At 57.3% G+C, this 25,544-nt stretch carries 24 protein-coding genes; 10 read left to right on the top strand and 14 right to left on the bottom strand.

The features are described 5' to 3' along the window. The first annotated feature begins 136 nt into the window (after positions 1 to 136). Positions 137 to 454: a DUF1476 domain-containing protein gene (locus tag ACR0J0_RS04715; RefSeq protein WP_480661578.1), complete on the top strand. Its 318-nt coding sequence runs from the start codon at positions 137 to 139 to the stop codon at positions 452 to 454. 118 nt (positions 455 to 572) lie between these two features. Continuing rightward, on the top strand, positions 573 to 1,589 hold the full coding sequence (bmt, locus tag ACR0J0_RS04710) for a betaine--homocysteine S-methyltransferase (protein WP_480661576.1): 1,017 nt from the start codon (positions 573 to 575) through the stop codon (positions 1,587 to 1,589). Positions 1,590 to 1,594: 5 nt separating this feature from the next. On the opposite strand, the gene ACR0J0_RS04705 is transcribed toward bmt, so the two are convergent. The 10 genes from ACR0J0_RS04705 to ACR0J0_RS04660 form a co-directional block, all read right to left on the bottom strand. Then, positions 1,595 to 2,371: an enoyl-CoA hydratase-related protein gene (locus tag ACR0J0_RS04705; RefSeq protein WP_480661574.1), complete on the bottom strand. Its 777-nt coding sequence runs from the start codon at positions 2,369 to 2,371 to the stop codon at positions 1,595 to 1,597. A gap of 75 nt (positions 2,372 to 2,446) precedes the next feature. Further along, positions 2,447 to 2,902, bottom strand: coding sequence for a cytochrome c-type biogenesis protein (locus ACR0J0_RS04700; RefSeq protein ID WP_480661572.1), 456 nt, complete (start codon positions 2,900 to 2,902; stop codon positions 2,447 to 2,449). Next, positions 2,899 to 4,863 carry a heme lyase CcmF/NrfE family subunit gene (locus ACR0J0_RS04695; protein ID WP_480661570.1) on the bottom strand — a complete coding sequence of 655 codons (1,965 nt, stop codon included), beginning with the start codon at positions 4,861 to 4,863 and terminating at the stop codon, positions 2,899 to 2,901. Before ACR0J0_RS04695 ends, ACR0J0_RS04700 begins: the two co-directional genes overlap by 4 nt. Before the next feature lie 75 nt (positions 4,864 to 4,938). After that, entirely contained in the window at positions 4,939 to 5,517 is a 579-nt protein-coding gene (locus ACR0J0_RS04690) for a holin family protein (RefSeq protein ID WP_480661568.1), read from the bottom strand. After that, positions 5,508 to 6,119, bottom strand: a complete 612-nt coding sequence (locus tag ACR0J0_RS04685) for a holin-associated N-acetylmuramidase (protein WP_480661566.1) — start codon at positions 6,117 to 6,119, stop codon at positions 5,508 to 5,510. The genes ACR0J0_RS04690 and ACR0J0_RS04685 overlap by 10 nt, the downstream gene beginning before the upstream one ends. Before the next feature lie 122 nt (positions 6,120 to 6,241). Then, on the bottom strand, positions 6,242 to 6,688 hold the full coding sequence (gene ccmE, locus ACR0J0_RS04680; protein WP_480661564.1) for a cytochrome c maturation protein CcmE: 447 nt from the start codon (positions 6,686 to 6,688) through the stop codon (positions 6,242 to 6,244). Positions 6,689 to 6,695: 7 nt separating this feature from the next. Then, the gene (gene argC / locus ACR0J0_RS04675; RefSeq protein ID WP_480661562.1) at positions 6,696 to 7,724 is read right to left on the bottom strand and encodes an N-acetyl-gamma-glutamyl-phosphate reductase; all 1,029 of its coding nucleotides are present in this window, start codon (positions 7,722 to 7,724) and stop codon (positions 6,696 to 6,698) included. 94 nt (positions 7,725 to 7,818) lie between these two features. Then, positions 7,819 to 8,628, bottom strand: coding sequence for a glutamate racemase (gene murI, locus ACR0J0_RS04670; RefSeq protein ID WP_480661560.1), 810 nt, complete (start codon positions 8,626 to 8,628; stop codon positions 7,819 to 7,821). Between the two features lie 8 nt (positions 8,629 to 8,636). Then, positions 8,637 to 9,515, bottom strand: a complete 879-nt coding sequence (locus ACR0J0_RS04665) for a lysophospholipid acyltransferase family protein (protein ID WP_480661558.1) — start codon at positions 9,513 to 9,515, stop codon at positions 8,637 to 8,639. 80 nt (positions 9,516 to 9,595) lie between these two features. Further along, a complete protein-coding gene (locus ACR0J0_RS04660; protein WP_480661556.1) occupies positions 9,596 to 13,015 on the bottom strand; it encodes an indolepyruvate ferredoxin oxidoreductase family protein in 3,420 nt (1,139 codons plus the stop codon). Between the two features lie 171 nt (positions 13,016 to 13,186). On the opposite strand from ACR0J0_RS04660, the gene ACR0J0_RS04655 reads away from it, so the two are divergent. The 7 genes from ACR0J0_RS04655 to grxD all read left to right on the top strand — a co-directional run bounded on the left by ACR0J0_RS04655 (position 13,187) and on the right by grxD (position 21,268). Beyond that, positions 13,187 to 14,092: a LysR family transcriptional regulator gene (locus tag ACR0J0_RS04655; RefSeq protein WP_239335382.1), complete on the top strand. Its 906-nt coding sequence runs from the start codon at positions 13,187 to 13,189 to the stop codon at positions 14,090 to 14,092. A 278-nt stretch (positions 14,093 to 14,370) separates the two neighbouring features. Then, entirely contained in the window at positions 14,371 to 16,635 is a 2,265-nt protein-coding gene (locus tag ACR0J0_RS04650; RefSeq protein WP_480661554.1) for a mechanosensitive ion channel family protein, read from the top strand. A 69-nt stretch (positions 16,636 to 16,704) separates the two neighbouring features. Further along, a complete protein-coding gene (locus tag ACR0J0_RS04645; RefSeq protein ID WP_480661552.1) occupies positions 16,705 to 17,826 on the top strand; it encodes a BamA/TamA family outer membrane protein in 1,122 nt (373 codons plus the stop codon). 87 nt (positions 17,827 to 17,913) lie between these two features. Continuing rightward, on the top strand, positions 17,914 to 20,073 hold the full coding sequence (gene purL / locus ACR0J0_RS04640) for a phosphoribosylformylglycinamidine synthase subunit PurL (protein ID WP_480661550.1): 2,160 nt from the start codon (positions 17,914 to 17,916) through the stop codon (positions 20,071 to 20,073). Positions 20,074 to 20,209: 136 nt separating this feature from the next. Continuing rightward, entirely contained in the window at positions 20,210 to 20,446 is a 237-nt protein-coding gene (locus ACR0J0_RS04635) for a BolA/IbaG family iron-sulfur metabolism protein (protein WP_480661549.1), read from the top strand. 182 nt (positions 20,447 to 20,628) lie between these two features. After that, complete coding sequence (locus tag ACR0J0_RS04630) at positions 20,629 to 20,919, top strand: hypothetical protein (protein ID WP_480661547.1); 291 nt, start codon at positions 20,629 to 20,631, stop codon at positions 20,917 to 20,919. Beyond that, the gene (gene grxD, locus ACR0J0_RS04625) at positions 20,906 to 21,268 is read left to right on the top strand and encodes a Grx4 family monothiol glutaredoxin (RefSeq protein ID WP_480661545.1); all 363 of its coding nucleotides are present in this window, start codon (positions 20,906 to 20,908) and stop codon (positions 21,266 to 21,268) included. Before ACR0J0_RS04630 ends, grxD begins: the two co-directional genes overlap by 14 nt. Here grxD and ACR0J0_RS04620 read toward each other — a convergent pair whose 3' ends face one another. The 3 genes from ACR0J0_RS04620 to ACR0J0_RS04610 are packed head-to-tail and all read right to left on the bottom strand — an operon-like array spanning position 21,269 to position 22,808. Further along, positions 21,269 to 21,619, bottom strand: coding sequence for an MliC family protein (locus tag ACR0J0_RS04620; RefSeq protein WP_480661543.1), 351 nt, complete (start codon positions 21,617 to 21,619; stop codon positions 21,269 to 21,271). Further along, the gene (locus ACR0J0_RS04615; protein ID WP_480661541.1) at positions 21,616 to 22,011 is read right to left on the bottom strand and encodes a cell division protein ZapA; all 396 of its coding nucleotides are present in this window, start codon (positions 22,009 to 22,011) and stop codon (positions 21,616 to 21,618) included. The genes ACR0J0_RS04620 and ACR0J0_RS04615 overlap by 4 nt, the downstream gene beginning before the upstream one ends. After that, entirely contained in the window at positions 22,011 to 22,808 is a 798-nt protein-coding gene (locus ACR0J0_RS04610; RefSeq protein ID WP_480661539.1) for a hypothetical protein, read from the bottom strand. Before ACR0J0_RS04610 ends, ACR0J0_RS04615 begins: the two co-directional genes overlap by 1 nt. A 234-nt stretch (positions 22,809 to 23,042) precedes the next feature. Here ACR0J0_RS04610 and tkt point away from each other — a divergent pair, with 234 nt between their 5' ends. After that, the gene (tkt, locus tag ACR0J0_RS04605) at positions 23,043 to 25,067 is read left to right on the top strand and encodes a transketolase (RefSeq protein WP_480661537.1); all 2,025 of its coding nucleotides are present in this window, start codon (positions 23,043 to 23,045) and stop codon (positions 25,065 to 25,067) included. A 53-nt stretch (positions 25,068 to 25,120) separates the two neighbouring features. Here tkt and ACR0J0_RS04600 read toward each other — a convergent pair whose 3' ends face one another. Beyond that, a complete protein-coding gene (locus ACR0J0_RS04600) occupies positions 25,121 to 25,531 on the bottom strand; it encodes a hypothetical protein (RefSeq protein WP_480661535.1) in 411 nt (136 codons plus the stop codon). Between the last annotated feature and the right edge of the window lie 13 nt (positions 25,532 to 25,544).

The following is a 25,544-nucleotide window of genomic DNA, read 5'->3' as shown; positions in this document are numbered from 1 at the left end:
CCTCATAGTCTAAGCCCCCCTTTCCCGCAAGTTCAGTAGGCCGAGAGGCTTTGACGCAGCGCAAATCCCTTGCACCGGGGCGCACCTATAGTCATATCATCAGTAAAGAAGATGTAATCCATGAGGTCCCCAACCAATGACCACTTTTGACGAACGTGAACAAGCTTTTGAAGCCAAATTCGCCCATGATGAAGAAATGCGGTTCAGAGTCGAAGCGCGCTGCAACAAATTGCTGGGCCTTTGGGCCGCGGAAAAGCTGGGAAAGTCCGGCGAAGAAGCAGAAGCATACGCCAAAACCGTGGTAATCGCCGACTTTGAAGAAGCCGGTCACGAGGACGTCGTGCGCAAAGTCTCGGGCGATCTGGGTTCAATGTCTTCCGACGACGAAGTCCGCGCCAAACTGGCCGAACTGCTGCCCGAAGCCAAAACACAGGTTATGACCGAGACCGAGTAACGTAAATTACTCAACTCATGATCTTCATGAGTTTTATGAATTTGATTTGATGCCCCGGTCATGAGACACGGGGCGTCTATATTTTTAACGGCCAAAATTGGCTTTTTGGGAATACCCCATGACAAACGCGCTCAATAAACTTCTGGAATCAAAAGACGCTTTGCTGGCCGATGGCGCCACGGGCACGAATCTGTTCAACATGGGTTTGCAATCGGGTGACGCTCCTGAACTTTGGAACGTCGATGCCCCGGACAAGATCCGCGCGCTATACCAAGGATCAGTTGACGCGGGCAGCGACCTGTTTCTGACAAACACCTTTGGCGGTACATCGGCGCGCTTGAAATTGCATGACGCTCAGAACCGTGTCGGAGAGCTGAACCGGATCGGGGCCGAACTGGGTCGCGAAGTGGCCGACAGGGCCGGACACACCGTGGTTGTTGCAGGTTCCGTTGGCCCGACCGGGGAAATCATGGAGCCGGTTGGCAGCCTGTCACATGCCGGTGCCGTCGAGATGTTTCATGAGCAAGCCGAAGCGCTCAAAGAAGGTGGCGTGGACGTTCTGTGGGTGGAAACGATCAGCGCGCCCGAGGAATTCAAGGCTGCGGCCGAAGCCTTTGCACTGGCCGACATGCCCTGGTGCGGCACCATGAGCTTTGACACCGCCGGACGCACCATGATGGGTGTCACCTCGGCGGACTTGGCGCAACTGGTTGAAACCTTGCCCAACCCGCCCATCGCCTTTGGTGCGAACTGCGGAACCGGCGCATCGGACATCCTGCGCACTGTGCTCGGTTTTGCGGCGCAGGGCACGGAACGCCCGGTGATTTCAAAGGGTAATGCCGGAATTCCGAAATACGTGGATGGCCACATCCACTATGATGGTACGCCCGAGTTGATGGGACAGTATGCAGCCATGGCGCGAGATGCCGGCGCCAAAATCATCGGCGGTTGCTGCGGCACCATGCCGGACCACCTGCGCAAAATGCGTGAGGCTCTGGACACGACCAGCCGCGGAACACGGCCGACCCTGGATCAGATTACAGACGCTCTGGGCCCATTCTCCTCGGCGTCAGACGGAACAGAAGATGACGCGGCAGTGCCCGAGCGGCGCTCCCGCCGCCGCCGCCGCGCTTAAGTCGCTCAGCGCCCCTCGAATTTCGGGGGGCGTTTTTCCATAAAGGCCACCACGCCTTCGGCAAAGTCACGTGACCGGCCACAATCGCCCTGCAGATGCGCCTCAATCGCCAGTTGTTGCGGTAGCGTATTGTCGTAGGTCCCACGGATCGCTTGCTTAATCGCGCCGAATGCGGTTGTCGGCCCATTGGCCAAATACGCAGCCCTCTTGCGCCATTGTGCGTCGAATTCATCGTCCGCTACGGCTTCCCAGATCATGCCCCATTCATCAGCCTGCCGCGCGCTGATTTTTTCGGCGAACAAAGCAGCACCCATTGCTTTGGCAAAGCCCATCTGGCGCGGCAGAAACCAGGTGCCGCCAGCGTCGGGCAGCAGGCCAATGCGCGAGAATGCCTGCAGAAAGTAAGCGCTTTCGGTGGCAATCACCACATCTGCGCTAAGCGCGATGTTGGCCCCTGCCCCGGCAGCTGGTCCGTTTACGGCGGCGATGGTTGGGACCGGGCAACTATAGATCGATTCAAGCATCGGATCGTATTCGTCGCGCAGGGTCCGTTCCAGATCGATCTTGCCGGTGCTGGAGGAATCTCCCAGGTCCTGGCCAGAGCAAAACGCATTGCCTGCCCCGGTTAACACGATTGCACGGACATGGCGGGCCGCATGTGTCATCGCATGAGTGACCTCGGCGCGCATCTGCGCTGTCAACGCATTCATCTTGTCGGGCCGGTTCAGAGTGACCACTGCCAAATTGTCAGTGATATCCAGCAGTATAGCCTCATAGTCCATGCAGTCCTCTCCCCATGCTCACGACATGGGGGAACCCTGACTCAATTAGTGACGAAGGGAAAGACGGACGGTAGGTCAGTCGTCAAGAATCTGGCGCAGACGTTCTTTTTCGTCCTCGCTCAGGCTGTCTTTGGTTTCTTTTCCAACGGCCTGAGACCGTTTGCGCAAGAAGTTCCAGCCCATTGCAGCGGCGATCAGCAGCATGATCGGACCAGCCAGCCATAGCATCAGATTTGAACCTGTAGTGGTCGGTTTCAGAAGCACGTACTCGCCATAACGGTCCACGATATAGGCAATGGCCTCTTGATCCGTGTCACCGGCGACCAAACGCTCGCGCAGCAGCAGGCGCAGGTCGCGGGCAAGTTCGGCGTTGCTTTCATCGATGCTCTCGTTCCGGCAGACGAGACAGCGCAGACCCGCACTCAGATCGCGTGCGCGCTGCTCCAGAACAGGGTCATCCAGAACTTCATCCGGTTGCACCGCAAACAGAGGCGATGCGATCAAAGCGAATATCAGGATCAGACGCTTCATTCAGCCGGTACTCCACCAGTCGGCGCCTTGCGCGCGCCTGCCGCGACCCGGAACCTGCGGTCCGACAAGCTCAGGAACCCTCCCAGAGCCATCAGGATACACCCGCCCCAGATCCAGTTTGCAAGTGGTTTGATGTAGGTCCGCATGACCCAACCACCGTCAGCCTGCTGGTCACCAATCACTACGTAGAGGTCACCGAAAAAGCGATAGTCGATCGCGGCCTCCGTCGTGGGCATCCGGGCAACCGGGTAGTTGCGTTTCTCAGGATGCAGCGTTTTCATCGGGCGGCCGTTCTTTTCGACCCGCACATCGGCCATCGTCGAGAAATAGTTCGGACCTTCGACCTCGCGGACGCCTTCCAGAGTCAGAGTGAACTCTCCTACTTCGAATGACTGCCCTTTTTGCGCAACCCGGATGTCTTCGACTTCCCACGCGGTCAGACCGGCGATCGCAAAGATGGTAACGCCCAGGCCGGTATGAGCGACGGCTTTGCCCCAATCAGCTCCGGGCAGGCGGAACAAGCGCTTCAAGTTGCCCTTGCGACCCGTCCGGCTCCACAAATCCACCGCGGCACCGAAAGTGATCCAAGCGCCAAGGAACAGGCCAACAGGACCAAGGGCGCTGCGGCCGGTCTGCATAGCCCAAACCAACAGGGCCAGCGCAACAGCCAACGCGAACACATAGCGCAGTGAATACGCCGTCTTACCTAGTTTACCACGTTTCCAGGGCAGCATGGCCCCGATTGGCAAGGCGATCCCCAATGCGACCATGAAGGGCGTGAAGGCTGCGTTGAAAAACGGCGCACCGACCGAGAGTTTACGGTCAAAAGCCATCTCGGCCACCATCGGCCACAGCGTGCCGAAGAACACGACAAAGCAACTGACGGCCAGCAGGATATTGTTAAGCACAAGCGCGCTTTCCCGGCTGACCATGCTGAATACGCCCTTGGCCTCCATCGCTTGCGCGCGAGCCGCAAACAGCGTTAGCGCGCCGCCGATGAAGATTACCAGAATGAACAGGATGAATACGCCGCGCTCTGGGTCATTGGCAAAGGCGTGAACCGAAGTCAGAAGTCCCGAACGAACGATGAAAGTTCCGATAAGCGAGAACCCAAATGCGATGATCGCCAAAAGGATAGTCCAGCTTTTGAGCGCTTCGCGTTTTTCAACCACGATGGCAGAATGCAGCAGAGCAGCGGCCAGAAGCCATGGCATGAACGAGGCGTTCTCGACCGGGTCCCAGAACCAAAAGCCACCCCAACCAAGCTCGTAGTAAGCCCACCACGACCCCAAGGCGATACCAATGGTCAAAAAGACCCACGCCGCCAATGTCCAAGGACGCACCCAACGGCCCCAAGCCGCATCCACGCGCCCTTCGATCAGGGCCGCCACGGCGAAGCTGAAGGCCATGCTCAAGCCGACATAACCCAGATACAGGAACGGTGGATGGAACGCCAAACCCGGGTCTTGCAACAACGGGTTGAGGTCGCGCCCATCAAACGGCGCTACGATCAATCGATCAAACGGGTTCGACGTGAACAGGATGAACGCGAAAAAGGCCACCGCAATAGCCGACTGAACGGCCAGCACGCGGGCTTTTAAGGTCGGCGGCAAGCCCCCGCCGAAGAACGCGGCCATCGCGCCGAACAACGACACGATCAGGACCCACAACAGCATCGAGCCTTCGTGATTCCCCCATGTGCCGCTGATCTTGTAGAGCATTGGTTTGGCGGAATGGCTGTTCTCGACAACCACTCTCAGCGAAAAGTCTGACGTAATGAAAGCCCAGACCAACGCGCCAAACGAGAACGAAACCAAAAGGAACTGAACAATTGCGGCAGGTTCCGCAAACGTCATCCACCCGGTCCACCGTTTGGCTGCGCCGATCAAAGGCACGACCGCCTGCACAATGGCGACGAGAAAAGCGAGGATCAGGGCAAAGTGGCCAAGTTCTGTAATCATGGCTCCGGATATAATCCCGTTGCCAGGCAAGCACCAATCACTTTCGCCCTTATTCGGCGAACATAGTGTCGCGGGTCAGCCTGATCTAATGCGTCGCCAGTCCTCCAGCGCCGGATTCGCGTCAGGCTGCGTGGCGTCTTCGGCCAAACTCACGTCCGAACCTGGGCTGGCCAAGCCGACGGGTTCAACCCGCATATCCTCCAATGCCTGCAGATTCCTGAGAACCTTCGGTGTACGGGCCATCGTAGCCGAAATTTCCCTCTGCAACTCCTGTACTTTGGCCTGATGCCGTGCACCGAAATAGAAGGACACGATCACCCCAAGAAGCCACCACAATGGCTCTGGCACCAAGGCGATTCCCTGCATCCGCGCAGAAAACCAGATCGGGTCGACCATCGCCGCAACGAAGAGCCCAAGCGTTCCAAGCGCCATTGCAGGCCGCGGCAGACGATTGAGACCGTCGACAAACCGGTCGAACGCGCTTTTCGTCGCTCCCTGGAATTCGGCCCCGAACTGGCTAACCGCCTGCTGGCGCACCACCAGATTTCGCTCGGCCCCATTTTCCGAGTTTTCCCGAAATACTTCAACGGTTTCACGGATGACATTACGGTTACTACCAAATAAAAACGCCAGCACACCCGAGATCAATCCCACCCCGAAATCCTCCTTTTGAACTCTTCATCACTCAGATGATAGGACGGCGACACGAACTCTTCGGCGCGTCGTATCCAGCCACCTTTTCCGCCTGCCCTTGTTCGCGCATATTTCCGGGAAGACGGCCTGCGATCCGCAAGGCGAAAGTAGTAATTGCGCCGCGCGATTCCATAAGCGTCTCGAAACGTTACCGGGTCCGGCCGCGTAGCGTTTTGGCACGCTTGGGCGGTGTGAGGGCCGACAACTCCGTCAACGGCGACTTCGTAGTTCATTTGTTGTAGCAGTCGCTGAAGAATACGAACGGCCTGAGAGCCGGAATTGACATACATGTCGAAAACCGATGGCTGGATCGCGGAGGGCAGTAATCCCAAGCGCGGAAGCTCAAAGTAGTGCCGGACAAAGATATCGACTGCCTGAGGCTGACTTAGACGTCGCACGTCCGATTTATCAATTGTGCCGTCCCCTGTCAGGTCCAGACCCAGTCGCCGCATCGTGTGAACGGTCACGCCATACTTGGTCGCGCCGCCCGGATCGTCCGGGTCATCAACGAACCCGCCTTCGCGCCCCACGATTTCAGTCGCAATTTGCCGAACCGTCTGCATCGTACCCTCCGCATGTGGTTGGGCGAAGGCTCAGACAAAAATCCTAACTTCGAGGAATCGAAAAGGGCGCTGCATGCCTTTTGCACGCAACGCCCTGTTTAGATGTTGGAACTATTCCTAGCTCAGCCTTCGTCGGCCTCTTGGTAAACGCCTTGCTCTTTCAGGGCGTCCACCACCTCTTTCGGCATGTAGGTTTCATCGTGTTTTGCCAGGATTTCAGTGGCTTCAAAGACACCGTTCACGTATGAACCAGTGCCAACCATGCCCTGGTTTTCTGAGAACAGGTCCGGCAAAACACCGGTAAATGCGACAGGCACGCTTTCACCGCCGTCGGTCACGACGAAATGCACCGTTTCCCCCTGACCGCGAATGATCGAGCCTTCTTCGACAAGCCCGCCTATCCGGAACACCTCGGTCGGTTTGGGCGGCTCAGCGATCACCTGACTGGGCGAGCGAAAAAAGTTGATGCCATCCCGCATCGCGTACCCAATCAACGCCGTGGACAATGCCAAAGCAACCGCTGCCAGCACAATGACCTGAATTCGACGACGTTTCTTGAGCGTTTTCATACCGTCCTCACGGGAATAGAGGGGCCATCATCAGCCCCTGAGTTTCATCTTCACCTAACATCAGGTTGGCGTTCTGCAAGGCTTGCCCACTGCTACCTTTTGTCAGGTTATCCAGCGCACCGATTACGATGGCGCGACGTTCGATCCGATCGCCAACCACGCCGATATGGCAGAAGTTCGATCCCCGCACATGATGGGTCGAGGGTGCTTCGCCAAACGGTAGCATCTGGATAAAAGGTTCGTTTTCATAGGCTTTGGCCAGCGTCTCATACACGCTTACAGCATCGCCTTTGACGTAGGTTGTCGCCAGAATGCCCCGGTTGGCCGGGATCAGATGTGGCGTGAACTGCACATGCACAGGCCGACCGGCCAGTGCCGAGAATTCCTGATCGAATTCGCCCAGATGCCTATGGGTTCCGCCGATCGCATAGGCATTATAGCCCTCGCTGAGTTCCGCGTGCAGCAGGTTTTCCTTTAGTGACCGCCCTGCCCCGGATACCGCGCATTTCAGGTCCAAAACGATGTCGTCAAAATCAATGACACCGGCAGAGATCAATGGGCGCAGCACGTACTGCCCTGTGGCCGCGTTGCAACCGGTGCCAGCGACAAGCCGGGCAGTCCGGATTTCGTTCCGGTAGAACTCGGTCAGGCCATAGACGGCTTCTTCCTGCTGCTCCAGTGCGGCATGCGGGTTTCCGTACCATTTTTCGTACTCTTCCGGGTCGCGCAGACGGAAGTCAGCAGACAGGTCAATGATCTTCAGCGTCTTGGGCAGGTCCCGAATGACCTCTTGACTGGTCTTGTGCGGCAGGGCGCAAAAACACAGATCGATCTGCGAGAAATCGATCTCGGAGATTTTGCAGAGGTCAGGCAGGTTCATATGGCGCAAATGCGGAAAAACCTGAGCCATGGACTGGCCTGCCTTACGCTCGGCGGACAGCGCGACAATGTCCATATTCGGGTGCTCGGCGATCAGCCGCACCAATTCGGCGCCCGTGTAACCAGATGCGCCCAGAATTGCGATTTTGTGCGTCATGTCAGACCTCTTGCTTGGGTGTGTCACAGAGTTCGACCGCCGATGTGACGGTCGTTGATTTACGGAATCAGACAGGCTCAGTCCTTGACCTAAGTCAGGCTGCCTCGAACGAGATTTGTCGTCGGAGAAACTGGGTCGCCCGGTCGCTGACGAAATCCGGCTTTCCAGTTGTCAGAAAACCGCCTTGCCCGTTGCCCTGCATATTCGGGTGCCTTTGCAGGTAATCGGCAAGACTTTCAGCCACCAGATCGCCTTGGCTGAACACCTGAACATCCGGACCAAGAGCCTGCTGGAAGGTTTCAGCCATCAACGGATAATGCGTGCAGCCGAGAATGGCCGCTTGCGGTTCCGGCATCTTGCGTTTCAGCGCATCCACATGGGACCGCACCAACGCCTCGGCCAGGATCATGTCACCATCTTCGATGGCATCAACCACACCACCGCAGGCCTGCGCCTCAACGTCCACGCCAATGGCGCGAAAAGCCAGCTCACGCTGGAAAGCCCTGCTGGAAACCGTCGCCGGCGTTGCGAAAAGGGCCACGTGTTTGATCGCGACCTCGCGCGGCGGGCTGTTGTCGCCCCATTGCCGTTCGGTCAGCGCCTCGATCAAAGGCACGAATACACCAAGAACACGCTTGCCCTCGGGCACACCTTCTTCCTGCATACGCCGCAGAGCCGCCGCGCTGGCGGTATTGCAGGCCAGAATCACCAGATCACAGCCGCGGTTCCAAAGCTCGTTTACGGCTTTGCGCGTCAGGTCATAAATATTTTCGGCGTCCCGCACCCCGTATGGCGCGTGCGCGCTGTCCGCAAAATACAGAAAATCCACGTCAGGCAGACGTTTCTGTGCGGCGTTCAGGACGGTCAGACCGCCCAATCCAGAATCAAAGATGCCTACTGCCATTTGCCCCTTCAGGCGCGATGCCGTTCCTCAAATTCATAGCCGTAGTCATAGGACTTTAACGGCTTTGGGGACAGCTCATACGTGGCTTTGCGCAGGAAATCCATCATCTTGCGCGTATCCTTGCCCAACGGGTCCAAAACGTCGCGACCGATCGGTTCCCCAATCACGACTTTCACCGGCGTATCGACACGCTTTTTGAATTCTTTGATCAGCAGTCCCATGCGCAGAGTGTTGTGCATATGGCTGGCGATCTGGAACAGGCGCGAAGTGTGGCCGTCAAAGAAAACCGGCACGACCGTGGCATTCGATTTCGCCACCATTCGCGCTGTGAAACCGCGCCAACCCGGGTCCATTGGATGCGAAAACGGCTTCAACCCGGTGCTGACCGTGCCACCCGGGAAAATCCCGATGGCACCGCCATCGCCCAGGTAATTTAACGCTGTCTTGCGCGTCTCTAGGTTCAGCTTCATCGCCTCCTTCGTCTCGTCAAACGAGATCGGCAGAATAATGCGGTTGATATCTTCCGCCTTTCGGAACACGCGATGCGCCAGAATGCGGAAATCCCCGCGGGTTTCCGACAGCATATGACCCATCATCAACCCGTCCAGAATTCCATACGGATGGTTCGCAATCAGGATCAGAGGGCCGGATCGCGGGATATTCGACAGCGACCCGCCAACGACATCCAGTGACAAACCATAGCGATCCACCATGACCGACCAGAAATCACGACCGTTGGCGACTTCTTTCTCGTACCCGTCCGCGCGTTTAATCAGGCGCAGCCGACCCGTTGTGTTCTCCATCAGCTTGATGACCATGCGTCCGCCTTTGGTTTCGGCGGAATGAGCATAAGAGATGTCACGAGCGACGTGGCGGCGCGAGGGCATTGAAGTCTCCGGCTATTGGCTACTGCTAGATAAGTGTAAGTAACAATTTTGCCTAGTTATCGTGACAGCGTTGTGACGAATTATTCCGCCGCAGTCCGCATTTCCGGTCCGCCTTTACGGACGGCTGACAGCAATTCCTCTCGTCTTTTTGCAGCTTTAGCTTCGTTTTCGCGTAAAACAGGCCCAAACCCCCTGATTTCCAACGGCAAACTGGCCAATGCAACAACCGCATCGCGAGATTCAGGTGTGATCAAAGGTGTTATCTCTTCCAGATCGCGTTCATATTGCCGGATTAAAGCCCGTTCCATCCGCCGTTCTGCGCTGTAACCAAAGATGTCCAGAGGTGATCCGCGCAGACCTTTTAGCCTGGACAGAAGCTTCAGCGGGCCCAACATCCATTCGCCGAATGTTCGTTTACGCGGACGACCATCGGAGGCTTTGCCACCCAAAATCGGCGGCGCGAGGTGGAAGGTCATCTTGAAATCTCCGTCAAACTCAGCCTCGGCCTGCTCTCGGCTGCTCAGAAGCAGACGCGCAACTTCGTACTCGTCCTTGTAAGACAGCAATTTGTGATACCCCTTGGCAACGGCTTCACGGATAGAAGCATCTTCGAAGCTATCAACAAGTCTGCGGTACCGTTTTGCCAAACGAGCACTTTGATAATCCGTCAGATGCCGCGCCCGGAACTCGATCAACTGATCCAGCGTCTTAGGCAGTTCGGCCAATTTCGGCGTCAAGATTTCGCTGACCTCACCGGGATGCAGAACCGCCCAGCGACCGATGTCAAACGCGCGTTTGTTGCGCTCAACAGCGGTTCCGTTCAGCTCAATCGCCTTGATTACGGCCTCATGGCTGATCGGCAGCAGGCCGCGTTGCCACGCCGCGCCAAAGACCATCATGTTGGAGTAAATCGAGTCGCCCATCACGGCACGCGCGAGCTCTGTGGCATCGAACAGAGAAATATCCTCTTTCAGCCGTGCTTGCAGTGCCAGTTCCAAACGATCGCCAGGGATCTGGAAATTCGTGTCCCGCGTGAAGTCACCGGTCACCGTTTCATGGCTGTTGACGACCGCACCAGTCTGCCCTGTCCGAGTCAGCCCAAGGGTCTTCGCGCCGGCAGATACGACAAGGTCACCACCGATCAGCGCATGTGCTTCTCCGGTCGCCACCCGAATGGCGCTGATGTCTTCGGGTTTGTTCGCCAGACGACAATGGATGTGCACCGCGCCGCCCTTTTGGGCCAGTCCTGCCATCTCCATCATCCCGGCACCTTTGCCGTCGATCTGGGCTGCCTGCGCCAAGACAGCCCCCAAAGTCACAACTCCGGTTCCGCCTATGCCGGTGATCACCACGTTGTGGGTGCCTTCGATCACCGGAAGTGTGGGCATCGGCAGGTCCGGCAGATCAATCTCGGTGGTTGCCTCCTTACGGATTTTGGCACCCTCCAAGGTTACGAACGACGGGCAAAACCCGTTCAGGCATGAGAAATCCTTGTTGCAGCTGGATTGATCGATGGCACGCTTCCGGCCCAATTCCGTCTCTTTCGGAATGATCGAGACACAGTTCGACTGAACACCGCAATCGCCGCAGCCTTCGCAGATGTCCGAGTTGATAAACACCCGTTTGTCCGGATCCGGAAACGCGCCGCGCTTGCGACGCCGACGTTTTTCCGCCGCGCAGGTCTGAACGTAAACGATGACGGATACGCCCTCGATATCGCGGAACTTCTTCTGCACGTTCATAAGCTCGGCGCGTTCAAAAGTCTCCACGCCCGAAGGCAAGGCCTTGAGGTTCACGTCTTCTTTTTCGTCATAGACTAAAGCCACGTCCTGAACGCCCATGGCCTTGACCTCGGCTACGATCCGCTCTGCAGTCAGGTCGCCATCGTTACCCTGACCGCCGGTCATGGCCACGGCGTCGTTAAACAGTATCTTGAAAGTGATATTGGTCCCCGCCGACAAAGCCGCCCGGATCGCCTGAACGCCCGAATGGTTGTATGTGCCGTCGCCAATGTTCTGGAATACGTGATTGGTCGTTGAAAACGGTGCTTCGCCGATCCAATTCGCGCCCTCACCGCCCATCTGCGTGAAACCGGTCGTTTCCCGGTCCATCCACTGCACCATGTAGTGACAGCCGATCCCTGCATAGGCACGGCTACCTTCCGGTAGTTTGGTCGAACTGTTATGGGGACACCCCGAGCAGAAGTAGGGCAACCGGGTTGCGATTTCCTCGGCATTGTCAGCCCGACGGGCTTCGGACAGTTTGGTCATCCCGGCGCGAACACCATCGGTGTCCCGGCCTTCTTCGATCAGAATGTCCCCCAACTTTTCGGCGATCATGATCGGATCCAGCGCGCCCCGCGTCGGGAATAATTCTTCGCGGTGCAAGGTCCCTGCACCGCCTTTGTACCATCCATAAACACGGCGACCGCGGCGGTCATCAAAGATGGTCTCCTTGACCTGAACCTCGATTAGCTTGCGCTTTTCCTCAATGATTACAATCAGATCCAGCCCTTCGGCCCAGTCCCGAAACCCCACCATGTCCAGTGGAAAGGTCTGTCCGATCTTGTAGGTGGTAATCCCCAGGCGCTCGGCCTCGACCTCATCGATGTTCAACAACGACATGGCGTGGGTCAGGTCCAGCCAATTCTTGCCCGCTGCCACAAACCCGATCTTCGCACCCGGCCTGCCCCAAACGCGCTTGTCCATCTTGTTGGCGCGCGAAAATGCCTCGGCCGCGAAGCGTTTGTTATCGATCACCCGTGCCTCTTGCAGGTGCGGCGTGTCGACCAACCGAATGTTAAGCCCCCCTTCGGGCATATCGAATTCTGGTGTCACCAGCTTCATTCGGTCAGGGCTGCCATCCACGACTGATGTGACCTCAATCGTGTCCTTCATCGTCTTCAAGCCGACCCAAACTCCGGCAAACCGGCTGAGTGCGAAACCGTAGATACCGTAGTCCAAAACCTCCTGAACACCCGCAGGACTGACTACCGGCATATACATATCGACCAAGGACCATTCGGACTGATGCAACACGGTCGAGCTTTCACCCGTATGATCGTCACCCATCGCCATCAAGACGCCGCCATGCTTGGCCGTACCCGCCATGTTCGCGTGGCGCATCACGTCGCCGGAACGGTCTACGCCCGGCCCTTTGCCGTACCAAAGACCGAATACGCCATCGAACTTACCATCGCCGCGCAGTCCCGCCTGCTGGCTGCCCCAAAGCGCCGTTGCGGCGAGGTCCTCGTTCAAGCCGTACTGAAAAGTAACATCGCTTTCGGCCAGTTGTTTCTGGGCGCGCGTCATCTGCTGATCTACAGCACCAAGGGGTGAGCCGCGGTAACCGGTGACCAGCCCCGCTGTGTTCAGTCCCGCTTGTCTGTCGCGGGCCTTTTGCATCAGCATCAAACGCACCAGCGCCTGCGTCCCGTTTAGAAGAACAGGGCTTTTCTCCAGATCAAACCGGTCGTTTAGCGATATCTGTGGCTGACTCATCAGACGCCTCCCCTCGTCAGATCAGTATGCTTCATTCCTTCACATTTTAGGTCAAAATACCTGACCTGTATAGCGCTTACCGCACTGTTATCGTAACGTTTCACCAGTTTGATTGTAGAACTTGTTACCTATTTCATATAGGGCTTCGAAAGGATCACGAAAGTTGCGGCGATGGATTGGGACAAGCTAAGGATATTTCACGCGGTTGCCGACGCGGGCAGCCTCACACACGCGGGAGACAAACTGAACCTGTCTCAATCCGCAGTTAGCCGGCAGATACGAGCACTTGAAGAGTCGCTCGATTCGACCCTGTTTCATCGCCACGCACGTGGCCTGATTCTGACTGAACAAGGCGAACTTCTGTTCGACGCGACATCGGCCATGTCCAAACGACTGGACGCCGCCGCTGCCCGCATTCGTGACAGTGAAGAAGAAGTTTTCGGCGTGCTGCGCGTCACAACGACCTTTGGCTTTGGCACCCTTTGGCTCGCCCCGCGCTTACCGAAACTGTACGAGCAATACCCCGACCTCAACATCGACCTGATGCTGGAGGAACGTGTTCTGGACCTGCCCATGCGTGAGGCTGATGTCGCCATCCGCATGAAAGAGCCAAGCCAGGCCGACCTTGTGCGCAAGCGCCTAATGACCGTGCAGATGCAGCTATACGCAACACAGGGATACATCGAGGAACACGGTACGCCTGCAACGCCCGAAGAAATTTCCAAACACAGGTTGATTTGTCAGACCCCATCCGCTCCGCAAGTGGGCGCCAGCGCGATGATGGTCCGGCATCTTATGACCTTCAATCCCACCTCTTTGTTGACGGTCAACAACTACTTTGGCGTTTTGCAGGGTGTGTTGCACAACCTGGGCATCGGTGTGCTGCCGGATTACGTAACACAGGACTTTCCGCATCTGGTTCCGATCCTGTCGGATATCGAAACGGCGGATGTCCCCGTTTACCTTGCCTACCCCGAAGAATTACGCCACTCAAAACGCGTCGCGGCGTTCAGAGACTTTGTTCAGGACGAGATCATAGCTCAGCGCAAGCAATTGAAGCAGATGGGAAAACTATAGCTATGCACCAATAGCATAGCGGGAATGACCTGCGATCAGTCTTAAAACTCTTGATAGTTCACAAACCGCCACCTAAATCGGCAGTCGAAGGCGGTGATGCTGAAACGCTCATCATCTTCATACCTCCCTGTTGGACTACGGCCGAGCTTAGTGCTCGGCCTTTTTTTTGCCTGCGGCGTGCATTTATCGGTCCAGCGGGCGAAACATCTGGGAAAATCCGACACTTAAGCCTATGATCACGAAAAAACTATCAAGACTTAAGGTCGAGGACAGATTCGATGTTTCACCCCATTCGCCTTTTAATGGCGTTGATTTCCGTTGTTCTGCTTTCGGGGCCGGTCCTCGCGCAGACAACCGGCACCAGCAGTGCGCCTGCCACTATCAGCATTCCCGAGGACCTGACCCCTGAGCAGGTGGACGATCTGGTCGCGCGCATGTCCGACGACCAGGTCCGCGCAATCCTGCTGGAGCGCTTGGATGCCGTCGCGGAAAAACACGCCGCAGAGGCAGCTGATCGTGAAGACCCGATAACGGAACTCAACGAGATTTGGGCCGAAATGGTGGCATCGTGGACGCATGTTGCGGTCACGATACCGAACCTCTTCACAGCGCAGGTTCAAGCGGTCGAGACCTTTGTCGGCACCTTTGGGACCACCGGCGCACTATCTCTTTTGGGATTGATCTTAAGCGTCCTGGTCGTCGGGTTCGTTGCGGAAAAGCTGTTCGGCTTCCTTACCCGCAATTGGCTTCGCGGGGTCGAAGCGGCCGATGAAAACGACCTGTGGGGGGCAGTCAGATACCTGTTTCGCCGTTTCTGCCGCGAAATCGCAGGACTGGTCGTGTTTTACGTCGTTATCCGAGCGCTGGGACGCGGCCTTCTGACGCCCGAACAAATCATCTACGCCGCGCCCTTTGTTTTCTACCTGATCTGGATTCCCCGATTGGGAGCTGCCGCCTCCCGGTTCATTCTGGCTCCGAACAAACCGCACTATCGGCTGGTAAATATTGATGATCATTGGGCGAAATACCTGCACCGTAATCTGATTGGCCTTCTGTTCCTGATCGGTTTCACGCTGTTCATTCTTCATTTCAACGAACTGAACGGCATTACCGGCCGTGAAACACGTATCGGATTCTGGCTGAACGCTGCGACCCACATCTATATTGGAGTAATAGCCTGGAAAGCCCGCGAGGGGCTTTCGCAAATGATGTTGGGCACAGACCCCGATCACACCAAGTTCGACGAGGAAGTTGCTCATTATTACCCCTATTTCGCCATCGGCGTGTCGGCGGTGATCTGGTTGCTTGTCGAGTTCCTGGTCGCACAGCGCAATCCGGTTTACCTGCATATGCTGGTTCAGGGCGCTCACTACACCACCATGTTCTGGCTGCTGATCGCGCCAGCGCTGGACACGTTGATACGCGGATTGGTCCGCCACTTGCAGCCGCCGATGATGGGTGAAGGCCCTGTGGCCGAGCAAGCCTACAAGTCGACCAAACGCAGCTACATCCGCATCGGCAGGGTGTTGGCCGGTATTCTGGTCATTCTGATGATTGCCAGAGCCTGGGACCTTGATCTCAGAGAGATTGCGGGCGGCCGGGAAGATTCCGGTAGTCAACTGATCCAGTTCTTCATCATCATCGCGATCGGCTACATTCTGAACGAGGTCGTATCGCTCTGGATCAACCGCCGTCTGGCGAAAGAACAGACCGCAGCCGAGCAAAGCCCAGATGAAGAAGCCGGTGAAGGCGGCGGGTCGGGCGGCTCGCGTCTGGCCACGGTTCTGCCGCTGTTGCGTGTGACTGCTCAGGTCGCCATCGCGGTGATCTTTGTCCTGCTCGCCCTCGGGGCGCTGGGTCTGGACATCACACCGCTGTTGGCCGGTGCCGGTATTCTGGGTCTGGCCATCGGTTTCGGTGCCCAGAAACTGGTCTCGGATATCGTTGGCGGGATTTTCTTCCTGATCGACGATGCCTTCCGCGTTGGAGAATATGTTGATGTGGGCGGCACCACCGGCACCGTCGAGAAAATCTCGATCCGCTCGATGCAGTTGCGTCACCACCGCGGGCCTGTGCACACCATTCCTTATGGTGAAATTCAGAAGCTGACCAACTACAGCCGTGACTGGGTCATTATGAAGCTGAAGTTCACCGTGCCTTTCGACACCGATCCGAACAAGGTCAAGAAGATCTTCAAGAAAATCGGCGCCGAGATGATGGAGGACGAGACCCACAAGGACGGCTTCCTGCAGCCCTTCAAATCTCAGGGCGTGTTCGACTTCGATGATGTCGGCATGATCATCCGCGGCAAGTTCATGGCAAAGCCGGGCAAGCAGTTCACGCTGCGCAAGGAAATCTTCAACCGGGTCAAGGCGGCCTTTAAGGAAAACGGCATCGACTTTGCCCGTCGCGAAGTTCGTGTCGCCATCCCCGGGTTGGATGAGGCAGAGCATGTGAGTGAAGAACAGAAGGCTGCAATCGGTGCAGCGGCAGGTGACGCCGTAGCGCAACAAGCGCAGCAACAACAAGAAGCGAAGAAGTAACTTCTCTAAACGAGCGGCCCCAATCGGGTCGCTCGCTTCGGTTTTGGACTGACCATAGAAGAGGCCGAAATGCTTCGCGCCGCAATCCGGACAGCCCTTTTGGCTTTACCTGCGCTTTACCCGAGCAAAACAACTGCACAAGAGCCAAGCGGTGTCGTCGATGTGCAAACAGGTGGCCTAGGTGGGACGACGGACGACAACAATATCGGGTTCCGTAGCGGCTCGGTTATTGTGGCCCCAATTCCTTTTTCGAATCCCACCATCGGATCCGGTCTCATTCTGGGGGCTGGTTATCTGTTTACGATTGATCCGGGGTCAAAACCTTCGGTCATCGGGATTGCCGGGCTGAAATCCGACAATGGAAGCACCGCCGGCGGCGCGTCTATCAACCTCGCTTTCGGTGGCGACAAATGGATTATCAAAAGCTTGTACGCCCGGGCTGACGTCCGCTACGACCTGTTTACAGACATCGGCGTTCTTCCAATCCAACAGGACGGCGACCTTGCAAGGCTAAGCGTATCGTACGGCGTAACGCCTGACCTGTCCTTTGGCCTGTCGCTTCGTTACCTCGACACGATGATCTCGCCAGAGTTTCCGGGCCTTCCGCCCATTCCTCCGCCGTTCGATCAGTTTCTCGAAACAACATACGGCAATGTCGGCCTTGTGGCCGATTGGGACACGCGCGACGATACGATCTACGCGCAAACAGGGTTCAACCTGCATGTCGAAGCGTTTAATGGCTATTCGCTGAAGGGATTGCTTGACGATTATTCAAAGGTTTACTCGAATTACACGCACTATCTGAACCCAACACAACAAACGGTCGTCGCGACGCGGCTATCCGTCTGCGGGTCGTCATCCGGAACTCCGTTCTTCGATCAGTGCGGTCTGGGCACGGTGGATGCATTCCGGGGATTCTCGGCGACCCAATTTCTTGATTTCTATTCCACGTCGCTCCAGATTGAAGCCCGCCAGCGTCTGACCAAACGTATCGGCATGGTAGCCTTTGCGGGCACCGGTCTGGTCGGATCAAGCTTTAGCGATCTTGGTGACGGGGGTGCTCACTCCGCCTATGGCCTCGGAGCGCGCTATCGGGTGTCGAAGAAGTTCCCGCTGGATTTCTCGGTCGATGTCAGCCGCAACGATGAACAGGAAAACAACTTGTATATTTACGTCGGTCAGAGGTTCTGAACGGCCTGCGCCCTCTTGACCCTTCCCACCGGCGCGACCTTGCCGTAAAAGGCCCGCAATCTCGGCCACCCTGGACAAGGACAGACGATGCAAGAGCCCGCCATCACCCCGGATCTGATTGCCGCACACGGGCTTAAGCCCGACGAATACGATATGATCCTCGAGATCATCGGGCGCGAGCCGACATTTACCGAACTCGGCATCTTCTCGGCCATGTGGAACGAGCATTGTTCCTACAAGTCTTCCAAAAAGTGGCTGCGGACCCTGCCAACCTCTGGCCCTCAAGTCATCTGCGGACCGGGCGAGAACGCTGGTGTAGTTGATATCGGCGACGGCCAGGCTGTGGTGTTCAAGATGGAAAGCCACAATCACCCGTCCTACATCGAACCCTATCAGGGCGCGGCAACCGGTGTTGGCGGCATCCTGCGAGACGTTTTCACCATGGGTGCGCGCCCCATCGCATCCATGAACGCACTGTCCTTCGGTGAACCCAGCCACCACAAGACCCGTCAGTTGGTCAACGGTGTGGTCGAAGGCATCGGCGGTTACGGCAACTGTTTCGGCGTACCATGCGTCGGCGGCGAGGTTCGCTTCCATCCCGCATATAACGGCAACTGCCTTGTAAACGCATTCGCTGCGGGTCTGGCCGACAGCGACAAGATTTTCTACTCGGCGGCATCCGGCGTCGGCATGCCCGTTGTTTATCTGGGTGCAAAAACAGGCCGCGACGGTGTTGGCGGTGCTACCATGGCTTCGGCCGAGTTCGACGACACCATCGAAGAAAAGCGCCCCACCGTTCAGGTTGGCGACCCCTTCACCGAAAAGCGCTTGATGGAAGCCACGCTTGAGCTGATGCAGACAGGTGCCGTGATCTCAATCCAGGATATGGGCGCGGCAGGCCTGACCTGCTCGGCTGTTGAGATGGGCGACAAAGGTGGTTTGGGCGTACGTCTGGATCTGGAAAACGTCCCCCAGCGCGAAGAGGACATGACTGCATATGAAATGATGCTGTCCGAGTCTCAGGAGCGCATGCTCATGGTCCTCAAACCCGAGCTTGAAGCCGAAGCCCGCGCCGTTTTCGAGAAATGGGATCTGGACTTTGCTATCGTTGGTGAAACGATTGCCGAGGACCGTTTCCTGATCGTTCACAATGGCGAAGTCAAAGCGGATCTGGTTCTGTCCAAACTTTCTTCGACCGCGCCGGAATACGACCGCCCATGGGTCGCGACGCCCGAGGCCGAGGAACTGGCCGAAGTCCCTCAGATCGACCCAATCGACGGCCTGCGCGCCCTGCTCGCCTCGCCCAACTACGCGGGCAAGCAGTGGGTGTATGAGCAGTACGACACCATGGTCATGGCAGACACCGCCCGTACGCCGGGCCTGGGCGCTGGCATGGTTCGCGTGCACGGTACAAACAAAGCGTTGGCCTTCACCAGCGACGTGACGCCCCGCTACGTCCGCGCCAACCCGGTAGAAGGCGGCAAACAGGCGGTGGCCGAGGCATACCGCAATCTGATCGCAGTCGGGGCCAAACCTCTGGCCACCACCGATAACCTGAACTTCGGCAACCCCGAAAAGCCCGAGATAATGGGTCAGTTCGTCGGCGCGATCCAGGGTATTGGTGAGGCCGTTGCTGCACTGGATATGCCAATCGTGTCGGGCAACGTATCGCTGTATAATGAGACCGACGGTCAGGCGATCCTGCCGACGCCGACCATCGGCGCTGTAGGTCTGCTGAACCACACCGACGAAATCATCGGCAATGAGGTCCGCGAGGGCCACGTCGCTCTGGTGATCGGCGAAACCAATGGTCACCTGGGTCAATCCGCCCTGTTGGCCGAAGTGTTCAACCGCGAGGACGGCGACGCCCCGCATGTCGATCTGGACGCCGAAAAGCGTAACGGCGACTTCATCCGCGCCAATCGCGAGATGATCAAGGCCTGCACCGATTTGGGTGATGGTGGTCTCGCGCTGGCGGCGTTTGAACTGGCCGAGTCTGCAGGCGTCGGTGTTCACCTCGATGAAGCCTCGACCGAGTTCCTGTTTGGCGAAGATCAGGCTCGCTATCTGGTCGCCTGTAACTTTGATCAGGCCGAGGCCCTGATGATCGCTGCCGGTCAGGCTGGCGTTCCCCTAGTGTCGGTCGGCCGCTTCACCGGCGACAGTGTTCGCATCGGAAGCTCTGAAGCCTCGCTTGTGGATCTGGCAACCACATTCCGCAACAGCTTTGCTGAGGCCGTCGCCTAAGCATTGAGCAGGCATTCAAACACAAAACCTGCGCCTGTTCCGGTGCAGGTTTTGTCGTTTCAAGGCCCCTATCACACCCTTGCGCGCCCTGCCCGGGCGCTCTACATCTTGATAAATACCTTCAGGAGTTACCTACATGCCGATGAGCGCCCACGAAATCGAACACCTGCTGCGCGAAGCCTTTCCCGATGCGGAAATTCAGGTCGGCGGGCAGGACGGTGTACATATGTCCGCCATGGTCGTGGACGAAAGCTTTCGCGGGAAAAACCGGGTCCAGCAGCAACGTGCCGTCTACGCGGCTCTGAAAGGCAAGATGGATGGTCCGGATGGAGAGCTGCACGCGCTGGCGTTGACGACGAAAGCGCCTGAATAGTGGATGAACCGATCGGATGGGTTCTGCTGGGACTAACCTTTCTGATCATTGATATTGTAAACTTCATAGCCACCTTGTTTTGTGATCTGTCGAAACTACTGAGATACGGCCCCAGGTATTCGCGCGTCACGAGGAATATGAGGCGGCGCGAGTACGAATGACGCAAAAGGTGAGTGCCTAAAATGAGTGCCTGGCTGTTCTGGATAGGTGTACCCGCAGCATTGGTAGTTGCCGCCGCGCTGATCGAAGCCTATGTGAAGCGCAACAGAAAGCGTAACCTTGCCGATATGCGCCCAGACCCGGACAAAATCAGCAAGGTTGGTGGCATCGAACGATACGGGCTGGATCCGCTGGCCCTGGCGCAAGCCGAACACAGGCGGCTGGAGGAAGAAGGATGGACCTCTACCCCGTCACAGAACGAAACGACCGCCCCAGATGCGGGTGAAAAGGACAAGCAAGATGACCGACGTTAAAACTCAGATCGACGAAACCGTCAAAGCCAACGATGTGGTGCTGTACATGAAAGGCACCAAAGAGATGCCGCAGTGTGGGTTCTCGTCCCGCGTCGCCGGTGTTCTGAACTATATGGGCGTAAACTATGCCGACGTAAATGTTCTCGCCGACGAAGAAGTCCGTCAGGGTATCAAGGATTACTCCGATTGGCCGACAGTGCCCCAGCTTTACGTAAAGGGTGAGTTCGTCGGCGGTTGTGACATCATCACCGAGATGACCTTGTCGGGCGAGTTGGACACGTTGTTTGACGAGAACGGCGTTGAGTACAGCAAAGAAGCCGCCGACAAGATCCGCGAAGCAAACGCCTGATCAGCGACTGGTACAGTTTTCCAGAACAACTTGCTCACTGGTGGCCCCCCCGGTCGCCAGAAAGCTGACCGTGGCGTCCCAGCCTTTGGAACGCAAGATGTAAGACCCGGCGGTTCCTTGGGATTCATAACGGATGCCAGACCCGCTTGGCACTTGTTGGAGGGCAACCAATTGGTTGTCCACCATCATGGCAGCGGCACCCGATCCGTCAGGCGCATTGAAATACGCAACCTGCAACGGAATGCCATTCTCGCAGGTGAATGTGACCGGCAGGATGTCCATTTCGGCCCATGCCAAACTGCCCTGCAGACTGATCAGCCCGGCCACGGCGCCCGTTTTCAACACGTTCATTTTGTAGATTTCTCCTCGATCACCGTCGCCAGCGCTTCGGCACGCGCAGCCAGTTCGGCCAGCGTATCGGTCACGGACGGTGGAACGACGGCAACTTCAATCCGCTCGGGTTCTGGTTCCGGCCTGTTGCGCAGAGTCTGTAGTTCTGCCTCGATATCTGCCAACTTGGCTTCGGCTGCCTTGAGCTTGTCGTCCATTGCGGCGGTTTTGTCAGCCAGCATAAGCCCGGCCATCAGCAGCATTCGCGCTTCTGGCATCCGACCGATCTGATCAGACAAGACCTGCGCCTCGTCATCCAGCATCTTTGCCGCAGTCGTCAAGAACTGTTCTTCGCCTTCCTGGCACGAGACATCAAAGCCGCGCCCACCGATATGAATGGTCAATTCGGGCATCACTCTACCTCTCCCTCAGCCAGCTTTGCCTTCGACAGCAACGGCTCCAGCCGGGCCAGCACGGCCTGAGCTTCGGCGGCGTCCGTGGCCTGCGCGGCCTTTGTCGCCTCAAGCTCGGCCGCTGTGGCACGGTTCAACAGTTCGGCATCCGGCAGGCCATTTTCGCTGGCGGCCCGCAGTTCGTCGACAGATTTGCGCAATTGCTCGTTTGCCTTGCGCATACGTTGCAGGTCATCGTCCAAACGCGACATCGCCGCTCCATGGCTGGCACGTTCGGCGCGCAGCATCTCAAGCTCGGCGTTAAGTTCGGCCACGCGTTCGCTATCGGCCAGTTCCGAGCGCAGTTGCGTATTTTCGGCTTCAAGCGCCTGCGCCTTGTTGGCGACGGTCTTAAGTTCTTCGTTTTCCGCTTTCAGAACAGCGAGTTCGCCCTGGCTTTCCAACGCGGCCTTAGCCTCGGCCAACTCTGATCTTGCTGCTTCGACTGCCGCAAGCTTCGTGGTGGCCTCGGACAACTGTTGGCGCAACGCCCCGTTTTCCGGGTCTTCAATGGGAGCCGCTTTCAGGCTTTCCATGTCGGCGCGCATCGCGTCGACCTCTTTCTCATGCCGTTCCTTGAGAGATATCAATCGTTCTTCAAGCTGGGCGTTTGCAACACGTTCATCTTCCAGAGCCACGCGAAGTGCGGTGTCTTCACCACCACCAGCAGGCGCCGCGTCCCGCAGAGCGTCGACTCCGGTTCCGATCCTCTCCATCGCGGCAACGATACGGCGCTGTAATTCTTCGATCTGGCTCATGCCCCTGCCACCTCTTTACCAAGGTTCACTTTTTCTCGGGCCGTCCGAATCAACAAAGCCCGTATCTTGGCCTAGTCTAACCGAATGGAACGGAAAATACCCACTGTTTGCTTTCAATCACTTGGAAAGCATTCTTGAAGCATCAAGCCGATGTAACCCCCGGTTCTACTTGCACTTTGAGGGGTGAATGGTATTGAGCGCCCCATCTGCCTGTAATCCAAAGGAACAACGCCCGTGGACCTGACTGCGCTGCGCAATGCCAATCCTGAACACTGGGACAAGGCTGCGGCTATCCGCACCCTAACCCTTGACGCCGTCGCTGCCGCCAATTCCGGCCATTCCGGTATGCCGATGGGCATGGCCGACGTTGCGACCGTGCTGTTCGAAAAGCACCTGAAATTCGATGCTTCGGCCCCAAACTGGCCCGACCGCGACCGTTTTATCCTGTCTGCGGGCCACGGCTCGATGCTTGTCTATTCGCTGTTGTACCTGACGGGCCATGCGGATGTGACTCTGGAAGAGATCAAGAACTTCCGTCAGCTGGGCGCAAAGACTGCTGGTCACCCCGAAAACTTCCTGGTCGAAGGGATCGAGACCACCACCGGTCCGCTGGGTCAGGGCATCTCGAACGCTGTGGGCTTTGCAATGGCCGAGGAAATTCAGCGCGCTCATTACGGCAAAAAGGTCGTCGATCACTATACCTATGTGATTGCAGGTGACGGCTGCCTGATGGAAGGTGTCAGCCAAGAGGCGATCACCCTGGCTGGTCGTCATGAGCTGAGCAAGCTGATCGTATTCTGGGACAACAACAACATAACCATCGATGGCACTGTTGATATGGCCGACCGCACCGATCAGGTGCGCCGTTTTGCGGCTTCGGGCTGGCATGTTATCGAAATCGACGGCCATGACCCCAAGGCTATCGACGCAGCGATCGTTCAGGCAAAAGCGTCGACCAAACCGACCATGATCGCCTGCGAAAGCCACATCGCTCTGGGTCACGCCGCACAGGGAACGTCGAAAGGCCACGGCGCGTTGACCGATCAGGATCAACTGAAAGCCGCGAAAGAAGGCTATGGCTGGCCTCATGACGCATTCGAAATCCCAGCAAACATCAAATCGGCATGGGAAGCCATCGGTGCCCGTGGTGCCGCTGAACGCGCCGCGTGGGATGAGCGCTTCGCACAGCTGTCCGAGCGCAAGCAGGCCGAGTTCAACCGCGCTTACGCGTTCGAGACCCCGAAAAAGCTGGCCGGCGCGATCCGCGCGTTCAAAAAGCAGATTTCGGAAGATCAGCCCAAGCTGGCTACGCGGGCGTCGTCCGAGAAGGTTCTGAACGTTGTGAACCCGATCATGACGGAAACCGTGGGCGGTTCGGCAGACCTGACCGGATCGAACAACACCAAGTCGGCCGATATGGGCGTGTTCCTGCCGGAAAACCGCAAAGGCCGCTACATCCACTACGGCATCCGTGAACATGGTATGGCCGCAGCGATGAACGGCATGGCGCTGCACGGCGGAATCCGCCCCTACGGCGGCACGTTCATGGCCTTTACCGACTACGCCCGCCCATCCATGCGCCTAGCTGCGCTGATGAAGGTACCCAGCGTGTTCGTAATGACCCACGACTCCATCGGTCTGGGCGAAGACGGCCCGACCCACCAGCCGGTCGAACATCTGGCGATCTCGCGCGCGACCCCGAACACCTATGTCTTCCGCCCCGCAGATTCCGTTGAAACCGCCGAGGCCTGGGAACTGGCGTTGACCTTCAAGGACAGTCCCTCGGTTTTGTCGCTGACCCGTCAGGGTGTTCCGACTGTTCGGACTCAGCACAAAACCAAAAACCTGACGGCCCAGGGCGCCTACGTTCTGGCCGAAGCCGAAGGCAAACGTCAGGCCATCCTGATCGCTACCGGCTCTGAGGTTTCGCTGGCGATGGAAGCCAAGGCGATGCTCGAAGCCGAAGGCATCGGCACCCGTGTCGTCTCTATGCCCTGTATGGAGCTGTTCGCTGAGCAGGACGAAGCCTATCGCAAGCGTGTTCTGCCCGCTGGCGCCGTGCGTGTTGGCATCGAGGCCGCCGTTCGCGCCGGTGGCTGGGACCGCTGGCTGTTGGGCGAACGTGGTCGTGAGGCAAAAGCAGGCTTCATCGGGATGTCCAGCTTTGGTGCATCGGCTCCGGCAGGAGAACTGTACAAGCATTTCGGCATCACCGCCGAGGCAACGGTTGCCAAGGTCAAGGAACTGCTGGGCCTGTAAGCCAATTACAAAGAACCAAGCAAAGGGCGGCTTTGGCCGCCCTTTTTGTTAGCCTAAGCATCAATCTGTTTTCTTAAAGCGTCATAGGCTTTTTGAGCGTAGTCCAGCCTCAATTCATACTGTCCGCGTGCGATAACAAAGTCCGGGGCCTCAATACCTGCCGCCGAAAACGTCTGGATCAGGTGCGTTCCTGACAGCGGAATGTAGCCCCCCGATTGCCCTGAAAAACGGTTATACATCCGCCCTCCGAACCACCCGCTGCGCTTTTTTGACTCCAGCGCGGTATGCAGGCGAAAATGCAAAACTCCAAAAAGCTCTTTGGCATCAAACGGTATTAAATCGGCGGCAGCGCTCATTGCGGAGACAATCGGCGCAAGTCCATCACTCGACGCGTTCCGCGCACCTTTTTGCGTCGGACTTGGGCCAGAGAAGATGCGCAAGATTGGCTTGGTTTTTTCGGCCATAAACTCACCTATT

This window comes from Ruegeria sp. BF12 (assembly GCF_056538705.1).
This window is presented reverse-complemented; position numbering and strand designations above follow the sequence as displayed.

Bases quoted from the DNA above. Each gene is read 5' to 3' on its own strand.
- ACR0J0_RS04715 (WP_480661578.1), top strand. From the start codon at position 137: ATGACCACTTTTGACGAACGTGAACAAGCTTTTGAAGCCAAATTCGCC.
- grxD (WP_480661545.1), top strand. From the start codon at position 20,906: ATGACCGACGTTAAAACTCAGATCGACGAAACCGTCAAAGCCAACGAT.
- ACR0J0_RS04665 (WP_480661558.1), bottom strand. From the start codon at position 9,515: ATGCCCTCGCGCCGCCACGTCGCTCGTGACATCTCTTATGCTCATTCC.
- ACR0J0_RS04635 (WP_480661549.1), top strand. From the start codon at position 20,210: ATGCCGATGAGCGCCCACGAAATCGAACACCTGCTGCGCGAAGCCTTT.
- ACR0J0_RS04655 (WP_239335382.1), top strand. From the start codon at position 13,187: ATGGATTGGGACAAGCTAAGGATATTTCACGCGGTTGCCGACGCGGGC.
- murI (WP_480661560.1), bottom strand. From the start codon at position 8,628: ATGGCAGTAGGCATCTTTGATTCTGGATTGGGCGGTCTGACCGTCCTG.
- ACR0J0_RS04705 (WP_480661574.1), bottom strand. From the start codon at position 2,371: ATGGACTATGAGGCTATACTGCTGGATATCACTGACAATTTGGCAGTG.
- ACR0J0_RS04645 (WP_480661552.1), top strand. From the start codon at position 16,705: ATGCTTCGCGCCGCAATCCGGACAGCCCTTTTGGCTTTACCTGCGCTT.
- ACR0J0_RS04620 (WP_480661543.1), bottom strand. From the start codon at position 21,619: ATGAACGTGTTGAAAACGGGCGCCGTGGCCGGGCTGATCAGTCTGCAG.
- purL (WP_480661550.1), top strand. From the start codon at position 17,914: ATGCAAGAGCCCGCCATCACCCCGGATCTGATTGCCGCACACGGGCTT.
- ACR0J0_RS04615 (WP_480661541.1), bottom strand. From the start codon at position 22,011: ATGCCCGAATTGACCATTCATATCGGTGGGCGCGGCTTTGATGTCTCG.
- ACR0J0_RS04600 (WP_480661535.1), bottom strand. From the start codon at position 25,531: ATGGCCGAAAAAACCAAGCCAATCTTGCGCATCTTCTCTGGCCCAAGT.
- ACR0J0_RS04700 (WP_480661572.1), bottom strand. From the start codon at position 2,902: ATGAAGCGTCTGATCCTGATATTCGCTTTGATCGCATCGCCTCTGTTT.
- ACR0J0_RS04650 (WP_480661554.1), top strand. From the start codon at position 14,371: ATGTTTCACCCCATTCGCCTTTTAATGGCGTTGATTTCCGTTGTTCTG.
- ACR0J0_RS04610 (WP_480661539.1), bottom strand. From the start codon at position 22,808: ATGAGCCAGATCGAAGAATTACAGCGCCGTATCGTTGCCGCGATGGAG.
- ACR0J0_RS04660 (WP_480661556.1), bottom strand. From the start codon at position 13,015: ATGAGTCAGCCACAGATATCGCTAAACGACCGGTTTGATCTGGAGAAA.
- ACR0J0_RS04630 (WP_480661547.1), top strand. From the start codon at position 20,629: ATGAGTGCCTGGCTGTTCTGGATAGGTGTACCCGCAGCATTGGTAGTT.
- bmt (WP_480661576.1), top strand. From the start codon at position 573: ATGACAAACGCGCTCAATAAACTTCTGGAATCAAAAGACGCTTTGCTG.
- ccmE (WP_480661564.1), bottom strand. From the start codon at position 6,688: ATGAAAACGCTCAAGAAACGTCGTCGAATTCAGGTCATTGTGCTGGCA.
- ACR0J0_RS04695 (WP_480661570.1), bottom strand. From the start codon at position 4,863: ATGATTACAGAACTTGGCCACTTTGCCCTGATCCTCGCTTTTCTCGTC.
- ACR0J0_RS04685 (WP_480661566.1), bottom strand. From the start codon at position 6,119: ATGCAGACGGTTCGGCAAATTGCGACTGAAATCGTGGGGCGCGAAGGC.
- argC (WP_480661562.1), bottom strand. From the start codon at position 7,724: ATGACGCACAAAATCGCAATTCTGGGCGCATCTGGTTACACGGGCGCC.